This is a genomic window from Paenibacillus qinlingensis, from assembly GCF_031455095.1.
In the GTDB taxonomy this organism is placed as follows: domain Bacteria; phylum Bacillota; class Bacilli; order Paenibacillales; family NBRC-103111; genus Paenibacillus_E; species Paenibacillus_E qinlingensis_A.
On sequence record NZ_JAVDSB010000007.1, the window covers coordinates 37,327 to 56,615 of the forward strand.

General features: G+C 44.6%; 19 protein-coding genes. 3 read left to right on the forward strand and 16 right to left on the reverse strand.

The window, feature by feature from the left end; genetic code table 11:
- Positions 1–74: 74 nt before the first annotated feature.
- The 7 genes from J2736_RS18875 to J2736_RS18905 form a co-directional block, all read right to left on the reverse strand.
- Complete coding sequence (locus J2736_RS18875) at positions 75–887, reverse strand: class I SAM-dependent methyltransferase (protein WP_310500148.1); 813 nt, start codon at positions 885–887, stop codon at positions 75–77.
- Positions 888–932: 45 nt separating this feature from the next.
- On the reverse strand, positions 933–1,727 hold the full coding sequence (locus J2736_RS18880) for a Cof-type HAD-IIB family hydrolase (protein WP_310500149.1): 795 nt from the start codon (positions 1,725–1,727) through the stop codon (positions 933–935).
- 173 nt (positions 1,728–1,900) lie between these two features.
- Positions 1,901–2,455, reverse strand: coding sequence for a hypothetical protein (locus J2736_RS18885; protein WP_310500150.1), 555 nt, complete (start codon positions 2,453–2,455; stop codon positions 1,901–1,903).
- Positions 2,456–2,606: 151 nt separating this feature from the next.
- Entirely contained in the window at positions 2,607–3,494 is an 888-nt protein-coding gene (locus J2736_RS18890) for a fructose bisphosphate aldolase (protein ID WP_310500151.1), read from the reverse strand.
- Between the two features lie 75 nt (positions 3,495–3,569).
- Positions 3,570–4,901, reverse strand: a complete 1,332-nt coding sequence (gene murD, locus J2736_RS18895; protein ID WP_310500152.1) for a UDP-N-acetylmuramoyl-L-alanine--D-glutamate ligase — start codon at positions 4,899–4,901, stop codon at positions 3,570–3,572.
- 75 nt (positions 4,902–4,976) lie between these two features.
- On the reverse strand, positions 4,977–5,321 hold the full coding sequence (locus J2736_RS18900; protein ID WP_310500153.1) for a hypothetical protein: 345 nt from the start codon (positions 5,319–5,321) through the stop codon (positions 4,977–4,979).
- Between the two features lie 501 nt (positions 5,322–5,822).
- The gene (locus J2736_RS18905) at positions 5,823–6,671 is read right to left on the reverse strand and encodes an AraC family transcriptional regulator (protein WP_310500154.1); all 849 of its coding nucleotides are present in this window, start codon (positions 6,669–6,671) and stop codon (positions 5,823–5,825) included.
- 455 nt (positions 6,672–7,126) lie between these two features.
- Between J2736_RS18905 and katG the strand changes: the two genes are divergently transcribed.
- Together katG and J2736_RS18915 are read left to right on the forward strand one after the other, a co-directional pair.
- Positions 7,127–9,319, forward strand: a complete 2,193-nt coding sequence (gene katG / locus J2736_RS18910) for a catalase/peroxidase HPI (RefSeq protein WP_310500155.1) — start codon at positions 7,127–7,129, stop codon at positions 9,317–9,319.
- A 163-nt stretch (positions 9,320–9,482) separates the two neighbouring features.
- Positions 9,483–10,286, forward strand: a complete 804-nt coding sequence (locus J2736_RS18915; protein ID WP_310500156.1) for a hypothetical protein — start codon at positions 9,483–9,485, stop codon at positions 10,284–10,286.
- Positions 10,287–10,315: 29 nt separating this feature from the next.
- Here the strand turns inward: J2736_RS18915 and J2736_RS18920 are convergent, their stop codons facing one another.
- The 8 genes from J2736_RS18920 to J2736_RS18955 all read right to left on the reverse strand — a co-directional run bounded on the left by J2736_RS18920 (position 10,316) and on the right by J2736_RS18955 (position 17,193).
- Complete coding sequence (locus tag J2736_RS18920; protein ID WP_310500157.1) at positions 10,316–10,771, reverse strand: DinB family protein; 456 nt, start codon at positions 10,769–10,771, stop codon at positions 10,316–10,318.
- Positions 10,772–10,894: 123 nt separating this feature from the next.
- The gene (locus J2736_RS18925; protein WP_310500158.1) at positions 10,895–11,230 is read right to left on the reverse strand and encodes a DUF1801 domain-containing protein; all 336 of its coding nucleotides are present in this window, start codon (positions 11,228–11,230) and stop codon (positions 10,895–10,897) included.
- A gap of 75 nt (positions 11,231–11,305) precedes the next feature.
- On the reverse strand, positions 11,306–13,057 hold the full coding sequence (locus J2736_RS18930; protein ID WP_310500159.1) for a glycoside hydrolase family 3 protein: 1,752 nt from the start codon (positions 13,055–13,057) through the stop codon (positions 11,306–11,308).
- Between the two features lie 141 nt (positions 13,058–13,198).
- On the reverse strand, positions 13,199–14,068 hold the full coding sequence (locus J2736_RS18935; protein ID WP_310500160.1) for an aminoglycoside phosphotransferase family protein: 870 nt from the start codon (positions 14,066–14,068) through the stop codon (positions 13,199–13,201).
- 152 nt (positions 14,069–14,220) lie between these two features.
- Positions 14,221–14,523: a hypothetical protein gene (locus tag J2736_RS18940; protein WP_310500161.1), complete on the reverse strand. Its 303-nt coding sequence runs from the start codon at positions 14,521–14,523 to the stop codon at positions 14,221–14,223.
- Between the two features lie 148 nt (positions 14,524–14,671).
- Positions 14,672–15,037 carry a hypothetical protein gene (locus tag J2736_RS18945; RefSeq protein WP_310500162.1) on the reverse strand — a complete coding sequence of 122 codons (366 nt, stop codon included), beginning with the start codon at positions 15,035–15,037 and terminating at the stop codon, positions 14,672–14,674.
- Positions 15,038–15,149: 112 nt separating this feature from the next.
- Positions 15,150–16,106, reverse strand: a complete 957-nt coding sequence (locus tag J2736_RS18950) for an N-acetylglucosamine kinase (protein ID WP_310500163.1) — start codon at positions 16,104–16,106, stop codon at positions 15,150–15,152.
- 91 nt (positions 16,107–16,197) lie between these two features.
- Positions 16,198–17,193 (reverse strand): MerR family transcriptional regulator, encoded by a 996-nt coding sequence (locus J2736_RS18955; RefSeq protein WP_310500164.1) that lies wholly within the window; start codon positions 17,191–17,193, stop codon positions 16,198–16,200.
- A 109-nt stretch (positions 17,194–17,302) separates the two neighbouring features.
- On the opposite strand from J2736_RS18955, the gene J2736_RS18960 reads away from it, so the two are divergent.
- Entirely contained in the window at positions 17,303–18,592 is a 1,290-nt protein-coding gene (locus J2736_RS18960) for an amidohydrolase (protein WP_310500165.1), read from the forward strand.
- Positions 18,593–18,657: 65 nt separating this feature from the next.
- Here the strand turns inward: J2736_RS18960 and J2736_RS18965 are convergent, their stop codons facing one another.
- Positions 18,658–19,257, reverse strand: a complete 600-nt coding sequence (locus tag J2736_RS18965) for a DJ-1/PfpI family protein (RefSeq protein ID WP_310500369.1) — start codon at positions 19,255–19,257, stop codon at positions 18,658–18,660.
- Positions 19,258–19,289 lie beyond the last annotated feature (32 nt).

Sequence of the window (19,289 nt, forward strand, 5' to 3'; positions counted from 1 at the left end):
TTAGCACAGACTTTACGCCACTTCAATGACAAAGAGGAGCTGCCGTCAAGCAAGCCCCTCCATCTTTTGTTCTCCTATCGTTTTCTTGCCTTAATTACAAAAGTGACAGGAAGCATCTTCGCTTTTTCCGCAAATTTGTCACCGCTAGTTCGCGATTGCAAAATATCATCATCAGATTCCTCAATCAATTGCTCAATAACAAATCCCGCTTTTGCCAACGCATTCACATAGGTTGATAGTTTACGGTCCGATAATGTTAGCATACTTCCGCCAAGAGATAGCTTGTACCAAGATTCGTCGAAATAAGATTTTTTGAAAATAAGCCTTTGATCTTCTGCAGCAACACATTTCTGTATAGGGTGAGACCAGCTGAAAATAAATACGCAGTCTTTTTTTAGATAAGATGCGATCCGGCGAAAAGTACCTTCAAGATCGGTGGTCCAGCCTATTGCATACACAGAATAAACAAAGTCAAAATAATCATTTGGTAGGCCACATTCTTCTTCCATGGGAGAACAGATTAATTTTGCTGAAAGTCCAAACTCCGTCAAATGTTGCTTTGTCTTCTCGAGTTGGTTTTCTGATATATCCATTCCCCAAAGTTCAGATGCGTTGCGTTCCCCTAGAAATTGCAAAGATTGACCGCTTCCACAGCCTATTTCGAGTACCTTTTTTCCTGTGACATCGCCAAAAAGCTGGCATTTTTCTTCTGAGACAAATGCGCCATAAAGAGGAAGCGAGGTTGCGCCTAAAACATCATTTCCATTTGTATCCCAAAATAAGCTGTTTGTTTCATGAATAACACTCGTAAGCATGTCGCCGACCGAGATGACACTAATCTCACTACCGCCAACACTACTTTTCCCATAAGTAGAATGCTTGTCCATACAGTCACACTCCCAAAAAGAGATTCAATCATTATCAATATGTGATTACACCACAAATTTCTCAAGAGCAACAGCAACACCATCATTATCATTTGATTCGGTAATGTGTTTTGCCGAATTTTTCAGCTCAATGATCGCGTTTTCCATAGCGATCGGAAATCCGCATGTATGGAATAGTCCTAAATCGTTAAAGTCATCACCAAATACCATTACATTTTCTGGCTTCACCCCGATGTCAGTAAGCACCCATTGCACGGCATCTTCCTTGGATGCTGATTTGTGCATAATTTGAACCAATACGCCTCCATCGGTTGCAATTACGTTCAGATGGTTACCGAATTGCTCGACAACATCTCTCCAGTTGTTATAACCATGAACCAATATTTTTGTAGGGGACAATGAACTTATAAAATCCCTATTAACAACCAGCGGTTTAGGATCATTTGCACGGATACCAAAATGACTAAGTTGCGTATCATGAATTGGCGAACATGTGTACCATGAGTCATTGACCTCGTATGAAATAATCGACTGGTGTGCATGAAACGCAATGAAATTGTTAATCTGTTGGCTTATTGCCATTGGGATGCTAATGTGCCGCTGAATTTGCTTTGACTTACATGTTATTAAAGCACCATTGTAATAAACCAAGTAATCTACAAAAGGAAAATTTTTCACAAATTGATTTGCTGCTCTTGGTGGTCGTGCCGTTGCAACAATGATATGAATACCCGAATCAAAACATCTTTTAACACTCTGATAATTTCTAAGTGATATCGATTTGTCACTGTCGAGCAATGTACCGTCCAAATCTAACACAATGGCCTCTATTTCCGACATCTGTCTTCTCTCCTTCAACGTATTTTTTCCAATAATACCCTGATTTTAGGAGATATGCTAGACTGAATTACTCAAGTATCCTGATAGCTAATGTACAAGCTAATTTTTCATAGCCCAGTCTCAACTTCCCAACTTCAAGGTGTCATTTAACAAGTTGCCTACATGTTTCGGCGTCATTTGAAATAAAACACCGTCACCAAAATGCACACTATTAACATGGCACCCAAGATCCATACATCATAGTCTTTATCCGTCATAAACCACATTTTATATGCTACATTCACTTGTTTTGTTGGCGTATTTCCCTCACCCAATTGCTTGTCAATCTGGTTAAGTAACTGTACTTCTTTAACTGGAGCGCAAGGACTACTCACTAACTCTCCGTCAAGATTTTGGATGTAAAGAAAGTATGATTTTCCTTTTTCAAACGGAAATCCCCACGTATAATCCACTGCCACAATGATTTGTGAGGGAACCTCCATGTTCCAGCTTCTATCCACATCAACCAGTATGTTAGTAACATACTCCTTAGGTCCGATAAAACCCTTTTGCTTGATTTCACCCTTAATCTGAATGACTTCACCATATACGGCTCCTCCGAATGTCAGCAGTCGCTCTTTAGGATCATCATCTACCTTGCCACAAGATAAGGCATTCACATCATTTGGGGACGAAACAAGAAATATAAGAATAACGATCAGTAACGACAAACAGACTTTAAACTTCAATCTACTCAACCCCTACATGTGTAAAGTACTTTAAAGTAAAGACGAGACATCTATCCATATGTTTCAAAAATTCCCAAATTTGTCGAACAGGCACCACTCCTTCAAACAAAAAAAGCCCGCAATAACAATCACGGGCTCGCCAATGTTTCCTTTAGGAGATTGAAGCTTCGTAAATAGACCGAATGGAACGAGTCAGCATCTCGTTGAACTGCTCATCCGATTGTTGATCTGACAAACCTTCAGCCAATGCACGAGAGAAGCTAGCGATCAAGCCTTGATTCCGAGCCAGCCGTTCGTTGGCTTCGTCCCGTTCATATCCGCCTGATAGTGCGACGACCCGTGCGACATGTGGATCTTCCATCAGATCACTGTAGAAGTTATCCTCGGATGGAATTGAGAGTTTCAACATGATAGACATATCAGGCGCAAGTGTTGACAGTTGTTTGACGATCTCGTCCTTTAAGATCCGTTCCGATTCCCTTTTGTCGTGGCTGTTAATATCGACTTCAGGCTCGATGATAGGAACAAGTCCCGCGGACCAAATTTGTTTGCCCAACTCAAACTGCTGTTCAACTACCCTGCGAATCCCCTTCGGATTCGCTTCGTGAATGACCGAACGCATCTTAGTTCCAAAGATGTTGCGCTCGACTGCACGCTGGAGCAAACCGCTTAGATCGGGCATAGGCTTCAGTACCTGCACGCCGTCTTCTAACTCTGCCAAGCCCTTATCTATTTTTAAAAATGGTACGATGCCTTTCTTCTCCCACAAGAAGTCGGCTGTCAACAGCCCATCGATCTCCCGGTCCATCGTGTTCTCAAAAAGAATGGCACCAATGATGGATTGTGCGTCAAACGCAGGACTCATGATAATGCGCGTCCTCATCTCATGCACCAGCGCAAACATCTCCTCATCGTCAGAAAAACGATTTGCCTCGATGCCGTACTGCTGGAGTGCTTTCGGTGTGCTCCCTCCACTTTGGTCCAGCGCTGCTATAAACCCTTGCCCCGTATGAATTCGCTCCAATTGCTTCTTGTTCATGTATACAGATCCTCCCTTAATTGCTGTTTTTCTTTCATTGTACATGAAAAGGGTTCAGAATAAAAAAGGGAGTGGTCAATTCCCTCCGACCGACCGATGTAGTGCCCCAACCAGCTCGACAAAGTGACGCCCGCGCTCTTCAAAGTTAAGATATTGGTCATATGCCGTGCACGCAGGACTCAGCAGCACAGTGTCCCCAGGTACAGCCAAATTGTGAGCCTGAGCCACCGCTTCGACCAGTCCTTCGCATTGGACAATAGGCGGGCAATTCGGCACTTTTCGCGCCTCAATCTCGATTTGATTGGCCGCTTCTCCGATTAACAGCAGCAACTTGACATGTTCAGGCAGCTGCTTAGCCATCTCATCAAACGGAACTTTCTTATCTCGCCCGCCGGCGATCAGCAGCACTTTGCCCACATGCGCATGCAATGTAGCAACAGTACGAGCTGGGCTCGAGCCAATTGAATTGTTGTAATAGTGTACACCATCCACTTCTGCTACCCACTGGTTTCGGTGCTCCACGCCAACGAAATTGCGCACCGCTTCTAAGATGGCTTCATCAGACACGGTCCCCCGCACAGCCGTCATGGCAGCCATAACGTTCTCCACGTTATACCAACCCGGTATACGAATATCACTGATGGGCAATAGACCATCGATTATGCCATGTTCGACAGTATGCATGCCGAAATACTTGGTCCGTCCTCGCCCGCACAGATCGGAGGTCGCTGGATTGTCGCCGTTTAGGACGGCAAAGTCATTAGCACCCTGGAAATCCAGCAAGCGGCGCTTGGCAGCGGTATATTCATCTATCCCGCGGTGCCAGTCGAGATGATTAGGCGAAAGGTTGGTAATTACCGCCACATGGGGAGAGCGCGTCATGTCCATCAGCTGAAAGCTGGACAGCTCGACCGCGCACACATCCATCGACGACATCTCGCCCGCACGTGTTAGAAGTGGCGTCCCAATGTTGCCGCCAAGATGAACCGTACGTCCCCCGTCAGCCAACATGTCTACAATCAACGAAGTAGTGGTCGTTTTGCCGTCCGATCCGGTCACGCCAACAATAGGACAAGGGCACAGCGCAAAGAACTCCGCCATCTCACTGGTCACACGGCTGCCGCTAGCACGAGCCATTTCCAACGCCGGATGGTCAGGACGCATGCCTGGCGTGCGGAATACGACGTCGCCTCCAACGCGATCCAGATAATTCTCGCCCAGCAGTAACCTGACGCCTAGTTGGTCCCACTCCTCCCGGGGCAAGGCCGGGTTGCGATCACGTAGTGTGACGTGAGCCCCTTCTGAGCACAGCATGCGGATCAGAGGTGAATTGCTGACGCCGGCACCGATGACGTTCACATCCCGTCTGGCCAGTGATTGGATATAGGTGTCAAAAGCAGGATTCATAAGCACCTCCGCTTAGAGATTTGTTATTCACTAAATATACCACATATTGGAATCAATCTTCGTTTACAGTTGGGTTCAGCATTCACCAATTACATGATCATTTCTTTTAAGAAAAGATAAAATCCATATCGTGTACATAATGACAACCATAAAAACTGACAAATAAAACAACACATTGAATACATAAAATTTCATATATTGACCGATAAAATCATATCCAAATGCTAGTATGAACAAATAGCTTATTCCCCGCATGGCATTATAGATCCAACTATCGCTCTTAATTAGGAACTCATCGATTCGAATTTCTCTTTTGAACGTATTTCTATAACATAAACCAAACAAAACCAAGTGGACAATAATATGAACGATTGCAAACATAAAACTTCCCATAATTGCAGCAATGAATGGTATTCCCATGCTATCTCCATCAGAGGGGAGTTGTAAGGATTCAACGTACTCATTATCAACAATCATATGCCAAACTGAGGCGGTAAAGAGAAAACAAGAAAATATGGAAGCCAAAATGCTAATCGTAAAAAAATGGTATTTATTTAGTTTCAGATAATCCCCCCCCTTATTTTGCAATAAGATCACAATTGAATTAATAAAATTCTACCATAAATTGGAACAAATATCGTATAAAACTAAAAAAGGCCAACCAGTAATCTTTGGTTGACCTAATAATACGAAGAAGCTGTCCAGAATCCTGTTCTTTAATAGAACAAAAGTAAGATTTTGCACGCATAGGTTACCTGTCTAGGGGAAAAGTTCCAAAAACATATTCATTTGAATATGTTTTTCTATTCTTATTGGAATTATTTGAAAATAAAAAAAGCCCAAGTAATGGGCTTTCAGGATGGTCACCTCGCTGTTTCGGCTATAAATTAATGAATTAAAGTAGAAAATACGGATTACAAGTTATTTCTTCTTGACCGGGATCCAAATCTCCCCCGTAACCTGCCCTGCCGTTCCATAATACATTTCGAAGCTCGGACCTTCAACTTGTTCATATTCCGATGTTGGAAACCATTCCGAATAAATCCGTCCCCATAACTTTATTAAATCACATTGTGGTTCCGGGAAAATCGCCCACGTTAATTCCGGAACAAATAGTTTTGTAAATCTATCCGGAAGTTCAATCCCTTTTGGCAGAAAATAACTCACCATATATCTTAAAGATGTACCCGTATGATCATATAAGGCAGCGTGCAAGATTGTGTTACTAAAGCGTCCAAGTAGTTTATTCATACCTTCAACACTGCCATCAACATCACATTGTTGACGGAATTGAGCAACTTCCTCATATACTTTTTGGGGATCGGAATTAATTAGACCCGAAGCTCCAAACATTTCAAAAGAACCTTTTGACTCGATGCGGTAATTCATTTCGATATCTCCTTTAATTGAAATATGAAAGGACATTCGAGGATAGGCTTTTAGAGTAACGCCTTTATCGCGCGCAGATATCGGTATTATCCCATGAAGATTCTTAAACGCCCGTGAAAACGCCTCTGGCGAATCATATCCATATTTCATAGCTACATCAATAACCTTTGCATTCGTTGTCTGCAAATCAAATGCTGCCAATGTCAACCGTCGACGTCGAATGTACTCAGATAACGATACGCCAGTAATAAACGGGAACATTCTTTGAAAATGATACGTAGAGCAACAGGCGATCTGCGCTATTTTATCATATGAGATTTCGTCCGCTAAATTCGTTTCAATATATGCTATGGCGCTATTCATCCTTTCCAACCAATCCATCGTTTTACCTCCCTTCAAGATAAATGTTATCTCAGTTACGAAATGATTACCGTGCATTATCTGCACGAAAAAGTCAGTACTCTCCGTTAAAGCCTTCATATCATGGGTGAATGGATCACCCGCATAAATCTCGACTAAATCCCCCTCAAATTCCAAATTCCATAATGATGCAAATTCATTTCCTGTTCTGCGTGCAGATCTATTCAAATAGTTCTCTGTTTACAGCTTCAATACCTGTTACCCCCGTCCCATTAGATAGGCGGCTTTTGGAATAGTTAAATTAGAAGGAATTCATTTTAGACTATAGCAATATAATTAGGAGAGACAACCATTAGGTAGAGATACGTGGCTTTGGTTTGAGTAAAAAGTCGTTGATTTTTTCCCCGATTGTATTATATATTTATTTATAATAATTATTATTTAAAATTTAATTTAATCTGATTGGAGAGGTATAAATGAACCCAATGGACACTGCTAACTCTGGAAAATGCCCGTTCTCTCATGGAAATGGAAGCGCTACGAGTCACAAATCTAGTGGCACAACGAATAAAAACTGGTGGCCTAATCAATTGAATTTGAACATCCTCCATCAACATGATCGCAAATCCAATCCTCTAGGCGACGATTTCAATTATGCCGAGGAGTTCGAGAAACTAGACTACCCCGCGCTTAAACAAGATCTACGTGAACTCATGACGAACAGCCAAGATTGGTGGCCTGCTGACTTCGGACATTATGGTCCCTTCTTTATTCGAATGGCTTGGCACTCCGCAGGTACATATCGGACAGGTGATGGGCGCGGAGGTGCTGGAACTGGCACACAGCGTTTTGCTCCACTGAATAGCTGGCCTGACAACGGCAACCTAGATAAAGCTCGTAGACTCCTCTGGCCGATTAAGCAGAAGTATGGCAACAAAATCTCTTGGGCAGACTTGTTCATTCTTACTGGCAATGTGGCTATTGAATCGATGGGCGGTAAAACGTTTGGTTTCGGCGGCGGTCGTGCAGATGTTTGGCATCCCGAAGAGGATATTTACTGGGGTGTAGAAACCGAGTGGCTGGGAGATAAGCGTTATACTGGCGATCGTGAGCTTGAGAATCCCCTCGCTGCCGTTCAGATGGGACTTATCTATGTAAATCCAGAAGGACCGAACGGCAAGCCCGATCCGCTTGCTAGTGCTCGCGACATCCGCGATACTTTCAAACGTATGGGTATGAACGATGAAGAAACCGTTGCCCTCGTTGCTGGTGGACACACATTCGGTAAAGCGCACGGCGCAGGAGATGCCGCTCATGTAGGTGCAGAGCCGGAAGCGGCTGCTATTGAAGCTTTAGGCTTAGGTTGGATCAGCACACATGGCTCTGGCAAAGGCCGGGATACCATCACTAGCGGTATTGAAGGTGCTTGGACAGCGAATCCAACACAATGGGATAATGGTTTCTTCGAACTTCTATTCGGATATGAATGGACACTAACGAAGAGCCCTGCTGGCGCTCATCAGTGGACTCCAGTCAATCCTGCTGAAGAGCATCTGGCACCAGACGCTGAGGATCCTTCCATTCGTGTGAAGACAATCATGACTACCGCAGATATGGCCTTGCGTGTCGATCCAGCGTACGAGAAAATCTCCCGTCGTTATTATGAGAATCCAGACGAATTTGCAGATGCGTTTGCTCGTGCATGGTTTAAGCTCACCCACCGGGATATGGGGCCACTTGCCAGATATTTAGGACCAGAAGTTCCTGAAGAAGTTCTGATCTGGCAAGACGCTGTACCGACAGTGACCTACACATTGACAGAGGCAGATGTTGAAGATATCAAAGCCAAGATTCTAACATCTGGACTTACTGTCAGTGAACTCGTATCTACAGCTTGGGCCTCAGCCAGTACCTTCCGTGGTACGGATATGCGCGGCGGCGCCAATGGCGCTCGCATTCGACTCGCCCCACAAAGTGACTGGGAAGTCAATCAACCAGATCAACTGACCAGAGTGCTTACCATACTCGAAGGTATTCAAGAAGACCTAAATGTTGAAATCAGCATCGCTGATTTGATCGTACTTGGCGGCAGTGCCGCGGTGGAAAAAGCAGCACGTGATGCAGGCTTTCAAGTAACGGTTCCGTTTACTTCTGGACGTGGTGATGCAGCCGAAGATCAAACCGACGTAGAGAGTTTCGCCGTGTTAGAGCCAATGGCTGATGGTTTCCGTAACTATCAGAAGAAACAATATCGTGTAAGCTCCGCTGAGCTTCTAGTCGATAAGGCACACCTGCTTAACTTAACTGCACCAGAAATGACAGCACTTGTTGGCGGTATGCGTGTTCTAGGTACGAACTTCGGTGGCACTAAGCATGGCGTATTCACTGACCGTGTAGGTACACTCACCAACGACTTCTTCGTAAACTTGCTCGATATGGGCATACACTGGAACCCTATCGGTGATGATGTGTTTGAAGGACGCGATCGCAATACTGGTAAAGTCGTTCGTTCTGCTACGACAGTTGACCTCGTCTTCGGTTCAAACTCCGTTCTACGCGCCATTGCAGAAGTGTATGCGCAAGACGATAATAAAGAAAAGTTCGTGCGTGACTTCATAGCTGGTTGGGTCAAGGTCATGAATGCCGATCGATTTGATTTGAAATCGTAACGTAATCTTATCCTTGTTAAGGAAAGAGCTGTATATCTCATGATATACAGCTCTTTCCTTTCTTTTTTACGGATATATACTTATATAACCAATACATGATATTGTTGGAATAAATATAGAAAAAACGCCACGTAAACTACTTCATTCAAAAAGGAATGACAATGTGAACAATTCGAAAGTATCGCAAGTGTTACTAGCCAAATTCAATCGTTATCATTTTCTACTTATTGCTACCTCGATACTGCTTGTTTCTTTACTTAGTTATTATCACAACGATTTTAAATTTCCTCGCAATTATCACTATGAAAAACAGAAAGCTTCCAATGGTGTCCTATTGCATACCATTCGGACAACCCCTGATAATATTCGACTTCAGGCCATTGATACAAATGTCACCAAAACGTCCTATTATGGTATTAACGGGGGCTTCTTCTGGGAAGGGGCACTGTTAAGCATTGCAGTTATGAACGATCAACCGCTGCAAGGTTTGCCTGGTGATTACGGTTCTGGCTGGTACAACACGGGCATTGACACGAACTTAAAACGCGGAACACTCGTATGGGATGACATCACTCAACACTTCTCCATTCAAGTCGTCACGCACGCTGGAGAGTTGACTGTCACAGATAAACACCACTATTGGGCTCAGGGGGGTGTCAGTATGCGGCTTAACGATAGCACCCGTTGGGAGAATGACATGATTTTAGAGGAGATGCCAGCCTATGACGAACGTCGTATGCGTACAGCAATTGTCTATGATCATCTGGAGAACATGTATATGATAGTTACTCCTACATCTTGTACGATAGCAGAGTTCCGAGCAGCTATTCTTGAAACGTTAGGTGACCGGAAATTAGTTGACGGCATCTATTTGGACGGAGATGGTTCCTCCCAGATGCAGTGTCGCTATATCCGGTTGCATGGAGATCAACGTCAAATCTATCAAATGCTAACCCTAATCCAGTAATATAACTCCTGGTTCATCTCAATCTCCTGTTAGATCCTCGCGAACGTGATGTAATCGACTTGCGCAGGCTCTGCAGATGCGATCCGAAGTGCCTGATTGATCTGTCCGCGATGATATTGACCATGCAAGATGACCTGCAACAGGATATCTCGAACAGACGTTCGGAACGGAACCCCACTCATGTTCGAATAGTTGACCATCTCGTCCAACTCTGACTCTTGGAGCGCTTCGATATAGACGCGATATTGCTCGGCGTTTTCTTCGAACATTGTCCTGATCACGATCAGATCTTCCGCTTCCTCCCACAACGAATAATGCGCGTTGCTCTTGTTCTGCAAACGGGATAACCAGACTCGTTCCGCGACCGCAACGTGCCGAACCAGCTTCAAAATGTCATTGTTCATCGTCTCATTTTCCTCGAGCGCGTCCAAGATGCGTCTGTTCGCCCAATACAGGTGGTTCATCATTCCTTTAATCGACTTCATTTCGATTTCCCCCTATTCTTCTCATCGTTGTTCTAACACTACAAAAACTGTACGGACAAGAAGCAGCTCCCCGCCGTGGGGAGCTGCTTCTTTCTTATCTCACTAATTTATGTACACTCGAATTTATAACGTATTGGATGCTTGCTTCAGTAGCCCAGACAACGTTAAGAGATCTGGCGTGCTCCCTTCCTTTAACTTAATCCACTTTCGTTCAGCTGGACCTTCAAATTCTTTCGGAAAATCAATGCCGTTTGCATTCATGATCATAAAGGCAATTGCATCTTTAGAGGGCGAAATAACCGCTGCGTAATGTCCATTCTTCAGAAAGTGTGGTTTCTTGTACTGAATCCGTTCTACGGCATCCGGAATCGTCTCATGAACCAAGTTGCGCAAAGTCAAACTGATATCTGCTTGCCATTTCGGCAAATTTTCTATGTAGGCAGTAACTTCCGGATTCATACTTCAGATCACTCCAATTGGTATTATTTTACTTACGCTAAAAGTATACTGTTGCTTGTACTTGCAGTCAACGCTTTAGTATCGCGTATCCCGCACGCCACAAAACGCATCTACAGGGCTAACACCTTTGAAAGATGAGTCACCCATGATCTTCAATATCGTTTGTCTGATGATGTTCTGGGTTGGCTCATAAGCGTTAATGTACGTTTTCACCATGGGGACATCGTACAAATGGAAAGGATTATGCAGCGAAACGAATACGGTCGGCATCGAGCTGACATACCAAGGAATTTCTGGCCCCATGGGAGAAAGCCACTTAATCCTGGCGTAGTTCTCTTGGGCAAATTGCTGAACATTTGCAAACAAGAATACCGCATCGAACGAATTGACGAACTCCGTTACTTTTTGCCGTTTGAAGAGCTGTACAGCAACTGGCTCACCAGGTCTCTCCCGTTTTATTCGTTCTGCTTCAGCTAAAGGAGACTCATAAAGGGTAACCTCGAAACCTACCCGCTTAAGTTCTTCAGATACTAACGTTCGTACCCCTGCCTGCTTAAGTCCAAAAAACATCATCTCGTCCCCCAGCATATATACCATAATACGCGGATGCGTTTCTGGCCGAATCGGCAAGTCGGGGCGAGTCTGCTTCACCAGCGTAATCGAGCGATCGGCCACTTCTTCGGCAATAGCCAAGTGTTCGCTGCAGCCAATTCGGCTTAAACCCGACTTCGGAGGAATCAGCGTCCCCTCCTGCTGCTTGCGATGCAGCCCGATTGAAGCCTTGAGCCCAAGTATGCGACGCAGGGCGTCATGCAGACGCTGTTCCGTAATGACACCGTTCTTATAACCGTCCATCATGAACTGGTAATCCTCTTCTGGATCATTAAAGAACAAGAACATATCGCAGCCCGCCGCAATCGCCTGAGGCAGAATGGCGGAGCGTTCCATCGCGGAAGTTAAACCAATCATTCGTGAGGCATCGGTGAGTACCAACCCGTTAAACCCGAGCTGTTCCCGTAAAAGACCTGTGACGAGTTCCGGTGACAGCGTCGCCGGAAGAAGATCTTCCTCCGCCAAATTCGCGTTAAGCCGCATGGAATACGAAGGAAGCTTGATATGTCCAACCATGACGCTTTGCACACCTGCTTCAATCATTCCTTTGTATACTTTGCCAAAGGTTTGGTCCCACTCCTCGCACGACAGCGTATTGACGCTGGTCAGCAAATGATGGTCTCGTTCGTCAACCCCGTCACCGGGGAAGTGCTTCATCGCCGCCGCGAAACCGCTTTCACAAATACCTTTGAAATAGGCTTTTGACATGTCCAGCACATCATCTGGATCATCCGCAAAGCAGCGTGTCATCGTGACAGGGTTGCGCCAATTATAGTTAATGTCGACCACCGGAGCAAACGTCCAGTTACAGCCGACCGCTGCACCTTCAACCCCACTTACATACCCCATCTGGTATGCATATTTCGGATCTCCGGTTGCACCAATCTGCACATGCGTGCCGATTAATGTTCCGTCTGTGCAAGCGCCATTGCCTCCGGATTCCATATTAGCAGCAATTAAGAGAGGAATTTTACTCTGTTGGTGCAAATATTTATTCTGCTCATAGATCTTTTCCGATGTATTCGGATTGTAGCGTACGCCTCCGATATGGTATTTATCTAACATCTCCTGCAAATATTCCTCATCATGACGATACCCTAAATTAATAAAAAGTTGTCCAATTTTTTCGTTCAGACTCATAGAGTCAATCGTTTGTTCTACCCACTGAATGTCTTCATCCTTCAAATGAAACGGTGCCGTCTTTAAATTCAACATACTACACATCCTCCCCAGTGGTTTTGAGTCAACGTTACAATAGTCACTATATAAATTCTATTCATATGAACCTAATCCCTTGTTGTTGCAAAATAGGACAAAAAGAGAGCAGCCACTTAGCCTGCTCCCTCCTATCGCGTATCATTCTGACAGTACAAGGTCCAGCCAACATTTCGCCTCACGGTATAGAACTGGATTGTTTTCAGGTGTGTAATATGCCAGAATTGCCACCGCCTGTGATAAGACCCATCCACGGGCTCTAGCCCACGTAGCGTCGTCCGTCGGTAGATATTTGCGGAACTCATCACGAGCCTCGGGTGAGTGTAACTTCCATGCAACCATGACATCGCATGCGGGATCACCAATGCCCATTTCACCCCAATCGATCACCCCGGTGATGCGCTTATTTCGAACGAGCCAGTTCCGCACGTCAAGGTCGCCATGATGCCAAACTGGCGCGCCGTCCCACGGAGGTGCAGCTAGCGCTGACTCCCACACATCCGTAATGGCAGAATGGCCATCGAAACGCTCCAGCCAGGGACGGAACTCCTTATCCCGTTGAGCCAAAGGAATACCACGCCCCTGGGGCCCACCTGAGGGATCAAGTTGTTGCAGCACTGAAATGAACATCGCTAGATCACGCGCAGCCTGAAGCGCGTCAATCTGCGCTATCGGCACCGACTCGCCTTCAACCCACGAATGTATTTCCCAAAACCACGGATATTCACGACTCGGATGTCCTTCAGCGATAGGTACAGGGGTTTCAAGCGGTACCATTGGCGAGAGCTTGGACAGCCATACAAATTCACGACTGCTAGGTGTCGTTGGCCCCATGCGACGTGCAAGCCGAACGGCATATTGTTCACCTAATCTGAAGATGGCATTCACTGTGCCAGCCGGCTCAACTCGTCTCAAGCTAAGCTCTGCCCAGTGAGGGAACTGCGCGGCAAGCAATCGGCGTACGAGTGCCTCATTAATTTCCATTTCGTCGACGTGCATTTTTACACCCATTAGCGGAACCCCCGTTTGCTATCAACATACACTTGTTTCATCTATCCTTATTTCAATTGTTCCATGGACAGATCTCAACATCTACATTAATAAGGTATCAAATAAATATAGTTTTGAGTTAATAATACTCATTTATAAGTAAACTATCCAAGTCACTGCAACTTGAATCTGTGCAGATGATCGGTCAAATGTTCTCTCTTTAAGATTTCAATCTGCTTGTTCCCTATCAGGTCATAATGTGGATATTCATCACGCAGATGTATGTAAGCTGGATTTAAACCATTGGCTAGGCACCATTTCTTTAATCGTTCCAAATCACAGCAGCCTACTTTAGTAATCGTTTTTACTCCTGGAAAACGAGGTTCTAGCCAATAATGCGTCAAAAAGGCAATTTCTCCTTGTAAACATTTGCGTTTCCATTCATTGAGTTCAAGTCTCGAAATTCCGAAAGCCACGTCATCACTCTCCTATTGCGTCCCAAGCTCCTATTAATATGGAATAGTATGAAACTTTTCCTTGGAAAAACATACACTGACAAACAAAAAAACGCGATAAGCGATGGACGTTGTCCTACATCCTTGCCGCGTTTCAGGTTATCTTACCTTAGATTCTCCGGAAGCCATTCGGCAGCCGACCACTGTCGCGAATAGCACGAATCTGTCTCAGTGTCAGGAATTTGTCAGTCGAGATCAGTGAATTTGCATCGTTGCCGCTAATGATATTATCGAAATCGCTGACGTTCCTTACTCCGTGAAAGACTTTAAACGTCCCCCTGAATCTAGTTAGGCTAAAGAGTACAAGCGTTGCACCCGGATTCGTGGAGAAAAACCGAAGGCTCTCCATTCCTCCTAATGGTATGTCGAAGTTAGGGATACCGATGTTGCCGCTCAAGATGGCATTGCCTCCCTGGAAATACTTCTCACTGTAAACGGTCAAGCGGGGGTAGGTGACTTTTGCTTGGACTGGCATTGGCGTTCAACCTCCTTTCACTGTCTACGATATGTGGACAAGCGAAGGAATGTTTGTACGTATGTCAGTGATAATAAAATCCGGGCGTTCTCCCACCGTTCAAAAATGTCATTTAATAGCTTTGTGAACGAGGATGTTGACTGAGATTATTTAAAATCTCCTGATCTATCGGTATGTTCAGTTGCTTTAACGCGAGTAACACTGCGCCAGCTACTGGTGAGAATGAAGGTTGAATAAGCTTATATGTCTTGTTGTTACCCTGACTCAATTGGGAAGCGAGCCTTCGTTGGAAATAATCACTATTAACAACACTACCTACGAATGAAACACTTACTTCTGAATCGGAGAAGTAAGCTGCGAGCATTTCAACCCCAGCAACTATTTGATGAATTGCACGGTCGCAAACTACTGCGGCCAATTTACTATTTTGAAGCGCCGCCTTGGTAATTAAAGGGGCCATTTGACCAAACTTTTTATTACGTTCTCGTTGATCTATAATAAATCCCTGCTTTGCAAGTTGAGATAACTCTGTGACAGTGGTCAAACCCCAAGATTGTAAGATCTCAATAACCAAATCATGATCACTATCGTCGATGTTACCCGAAAGAATTTCGAAAGTGGCGTCATAAGCTAGAAATCGAGCAGCACTAGCTGCATAGTGATGTAGATCATAATTCCTGATCTGCTCTCCTTCCTCATTTATCGCATAAATAATTGATCCTGTTCCAGCTATCACAATAATGCCCGGTTCTGTAAGAAGTGCTCCGCGATGAGCTACTACCGCATCATTGACGTGTTGTTTCAGGCAATTCAACCCTTCAAGTGCGGTCAATGGCAATACCCAGTCAAGATCAGCTTTCGAATCAAAACCAGCAATTCCCGCCGTCAACGCTTGCACATGTTGCACATTTCTTCCCGCCTGGGCAAGTGCTTCTTCGATTGCTTGTTGTACATTTTCTCTTGCATGCAAATCCTTATGTATGGAAGAAGCTCCCTTCTCAATGTAGGACAGGACGTTTCCTGCAAGATCTACGGCCATTACTCTCGTATGAGTGCCGCCACCATCCATACCAATAACAATATCTTTCGCTCCCTGTACGATGATTGATCACTCCTTTTTCAAACATATCAAACATTAACGTTAGGTAAAGGTTAACAGCTTATCGAATTGGTACAGCTAGGATGATATGCAGCAATTCATTCATTTTAAAATGCTTGGTGATGTAGCCATTCGATTCAAATACATCAACGAGTTCTGAAAGCGGAATATAATCCTCGCCCTTCTCACCTACTGCGCCTTCTATACTGTCCGTCATTAAGTCAGCGATACAGATTCGACCATGTGGTTTCAATACTCTACGCATTTCTTTAATAGCCAGCCGCTTTTGATCATCCGTAAGGTGATGAAAGGCAAAACTCGAAACGACAAAATCAAATTTTCCGTCCAGGTAGGGCAGCGCTAGGAAATTGCCAAGCTTGGTTTCCATCTCTGGAAATTTACGTTGACACTTCTTTAACATCTCAATAGATTGGTCGACTCCCGCCATTACTACGCCTTCAACAATTAGACGACCGGCTAGATTCCCAGTTCCCGTTCCGATATCAAGTCCCCGTTCCCCACGAACAGGTGACACCCACTTCACGATGAGGCGCAGCGCTTCCTCGTAATCTTTATATTTCCGTTGGTTTTCTTGCACCAACTGATCGTGTTCGCTCGCCAAGTGGTCAAACCCCCATTTGTCCTCCCATGTCCGCTGTTCTCTCAACCTTCTTGAACCTTCCGCGAGCGTATAGATGTCATCCAGCTGAAGTACTTGATTATTCTTGAGGCTCTCAATCATTTCGTCTGTCGTTTCAATAATCTGTTTCATTTCGATCCACTTGGCAAACATCACCGACCTTTGGAGCTCCAAAAAATATTGCAATTGGTTGTATCCCTGTACTTCAATATCCGACAGTACCTTCTGGATATCGCTAACCACCATCCCAGATTCCCGTAAGGCAATGATCGTCTGTAAGCGCCAGATGTCTTCTTCGTCAAACACGCGGTAGTGGTTGTCATTTTGCTTGGAAGGCGCGATGAGGCCTTTTTCTTCGTAAAAACGAATGGCCCTTTGTGATATTTTCAATCTGTCTGAAACCTCTTTTATTTTCATCAGGAACCACCTTTAATTTACATGACATGTATATGATCACCAATCACATATCATCTTGACCTTCACTTTACGTCAGGGTTTAGTATAAAACAAGACAAAGGAGGCTGTCATGATGAAAAAATTAATTAAAGGCGCGACTATCCTAACTATGACAAGCAATGAACCATTTGTAGGGGACATACTCATTGACGGAGATCTTATATCGGACATTCAAACTGTCATTACTACTGAAGTCGATGAAGTGATTTTCGCCGAAGGAAAGGCAGCGTTACCTGGGCTTATTAACGCTCACCAACATACGCCAATGAGCTTATTGAGAGGATTTTCTGACGATCTCAAGCTTATGGACTGGTTAAACAAAAAAATGCTGCCTGCTGAAGCCCGAATGACGCCTGAGGACATTTACTGGGGCGCAAAACTCGCGATGGCCGAAATGATCAAATCGGGTACGACGGCTTTTGCCGACATGTATATCCACATGAATGAAATCGCAGCTGCGATCGAAGAAGTCGGCATGCGGGCTTCTTTAACTCGCGGGTTGGTCTTCCTTGAAAATGACGGAGGTCGCCGAATGTCAGAGGCGCTTGATCTCATCCATCGCTGGAGCGGTAAAGCCGAGGGCCTCATCACCACAATGATAGGTCCCCACTCTCCTTACACGGTTCCTCCCCAGCCCTTTACAGAGATAATCGCCCTTGCTGAGCAGGAGAACATTGCCATACACACGCATCTCGCGGAAACGAAAGAAGAAGTAAGTAAGATTCGTGAAAAGTATAATCAAACGCCGACCGAATATTTATATCACCTCGGTATGTTTGAAAAAGCTCATGTGCTCTTGGCTCACAGCGTTCATGTTAATCGCCGCGACATAGGGTATTTAAAAGGTATGCGAGGTGGCGTGTCGCATAATCCGGTAAGCAACCTCAAACTTGGATGCGGTATTGCCCCCATTATGGAGATGATTGAACAAGGAATTACTGTAGGAATTGGAACAGACGGAGCTGGCAGCGCCGCAACGTTAGATATGTTTGCGGAAATAAGAGCGGCAACTTGGTTGCAAAAACTGGATTACGGTGACCCCACGAAACTTCCCGCGTTTGATGTTCTTCGCATGGCAACGGTTGGAAGTGCACAACTGTTGAATATCGGGCATGAAGTTGGCACTCTGGAAATCGGAAAAAAAGCGGATATGATTCTGATCGATTTGAGAAAACCCCATCTACAGCCGATCCATAATATTCATTCGCTGCTCGCCTATTGCGCTAACGGATCGGATGTAGACACAACCATCGTAAACGGCAAGGTGTTGATGAAAGATCGCCAACTGCTGACGATCGACGAAGATGAGTTGTTCAAGCAAGTAACCATACGATCGAAACGTATCGTCGACGGTATCTGACACCACTTCCTACAAACGCGGGCATATCTGCTCGCGTTTATTATGCGAATACAATGATTGGTACGTTATTCGTATGGCATAACAATCGTGGATAATTCGCCCGGCCTATAGTAAGGATAGTCCATCATGATTTGGACCTTTTTCGCCACATCCGCATTCGATAATGATTCAATGAGGTACAAACCTAAATCAATAGAAGCTGAAACACCGCCGCCCGTAAAAATATCCCCATCCCGTACAATACGGGCTTTAACTACCTCTGAACAATAAGGTGTCAACAATTCGTATGCAGATGGGTTCGTTGTCGCCTTTTTTCCATGTAAGAATCCTGCAGCTCCTAAAAGCAATGCCCCTGTACAGACAGATACTTTGTACTGTACATCGCTCGCGCTTCGAATCCATGCAACAAATTCCGTATCATATCTTAAGTCTCTAGTGGACATTCCTCCAGGAATAAAAATTAAATCGTACCCGGATAAGTCTGGGCTAACGTGCTTTATTTTTATTGTCATGCCTCGATCGTCCGTAATCTCTTCTTTGTTTGCACAGAGATCCCATGTTAATCCTTCTTTGACTTTTAGAATTCTTAACCAAGATACCGCTTCGTAAAACCCAACAAAATCTAAGGCTGTCATCTTATCAAACAGAATATAAGCTATTTTCATTTCGTAACACCTGCCTTTTTTATTAATAGAAA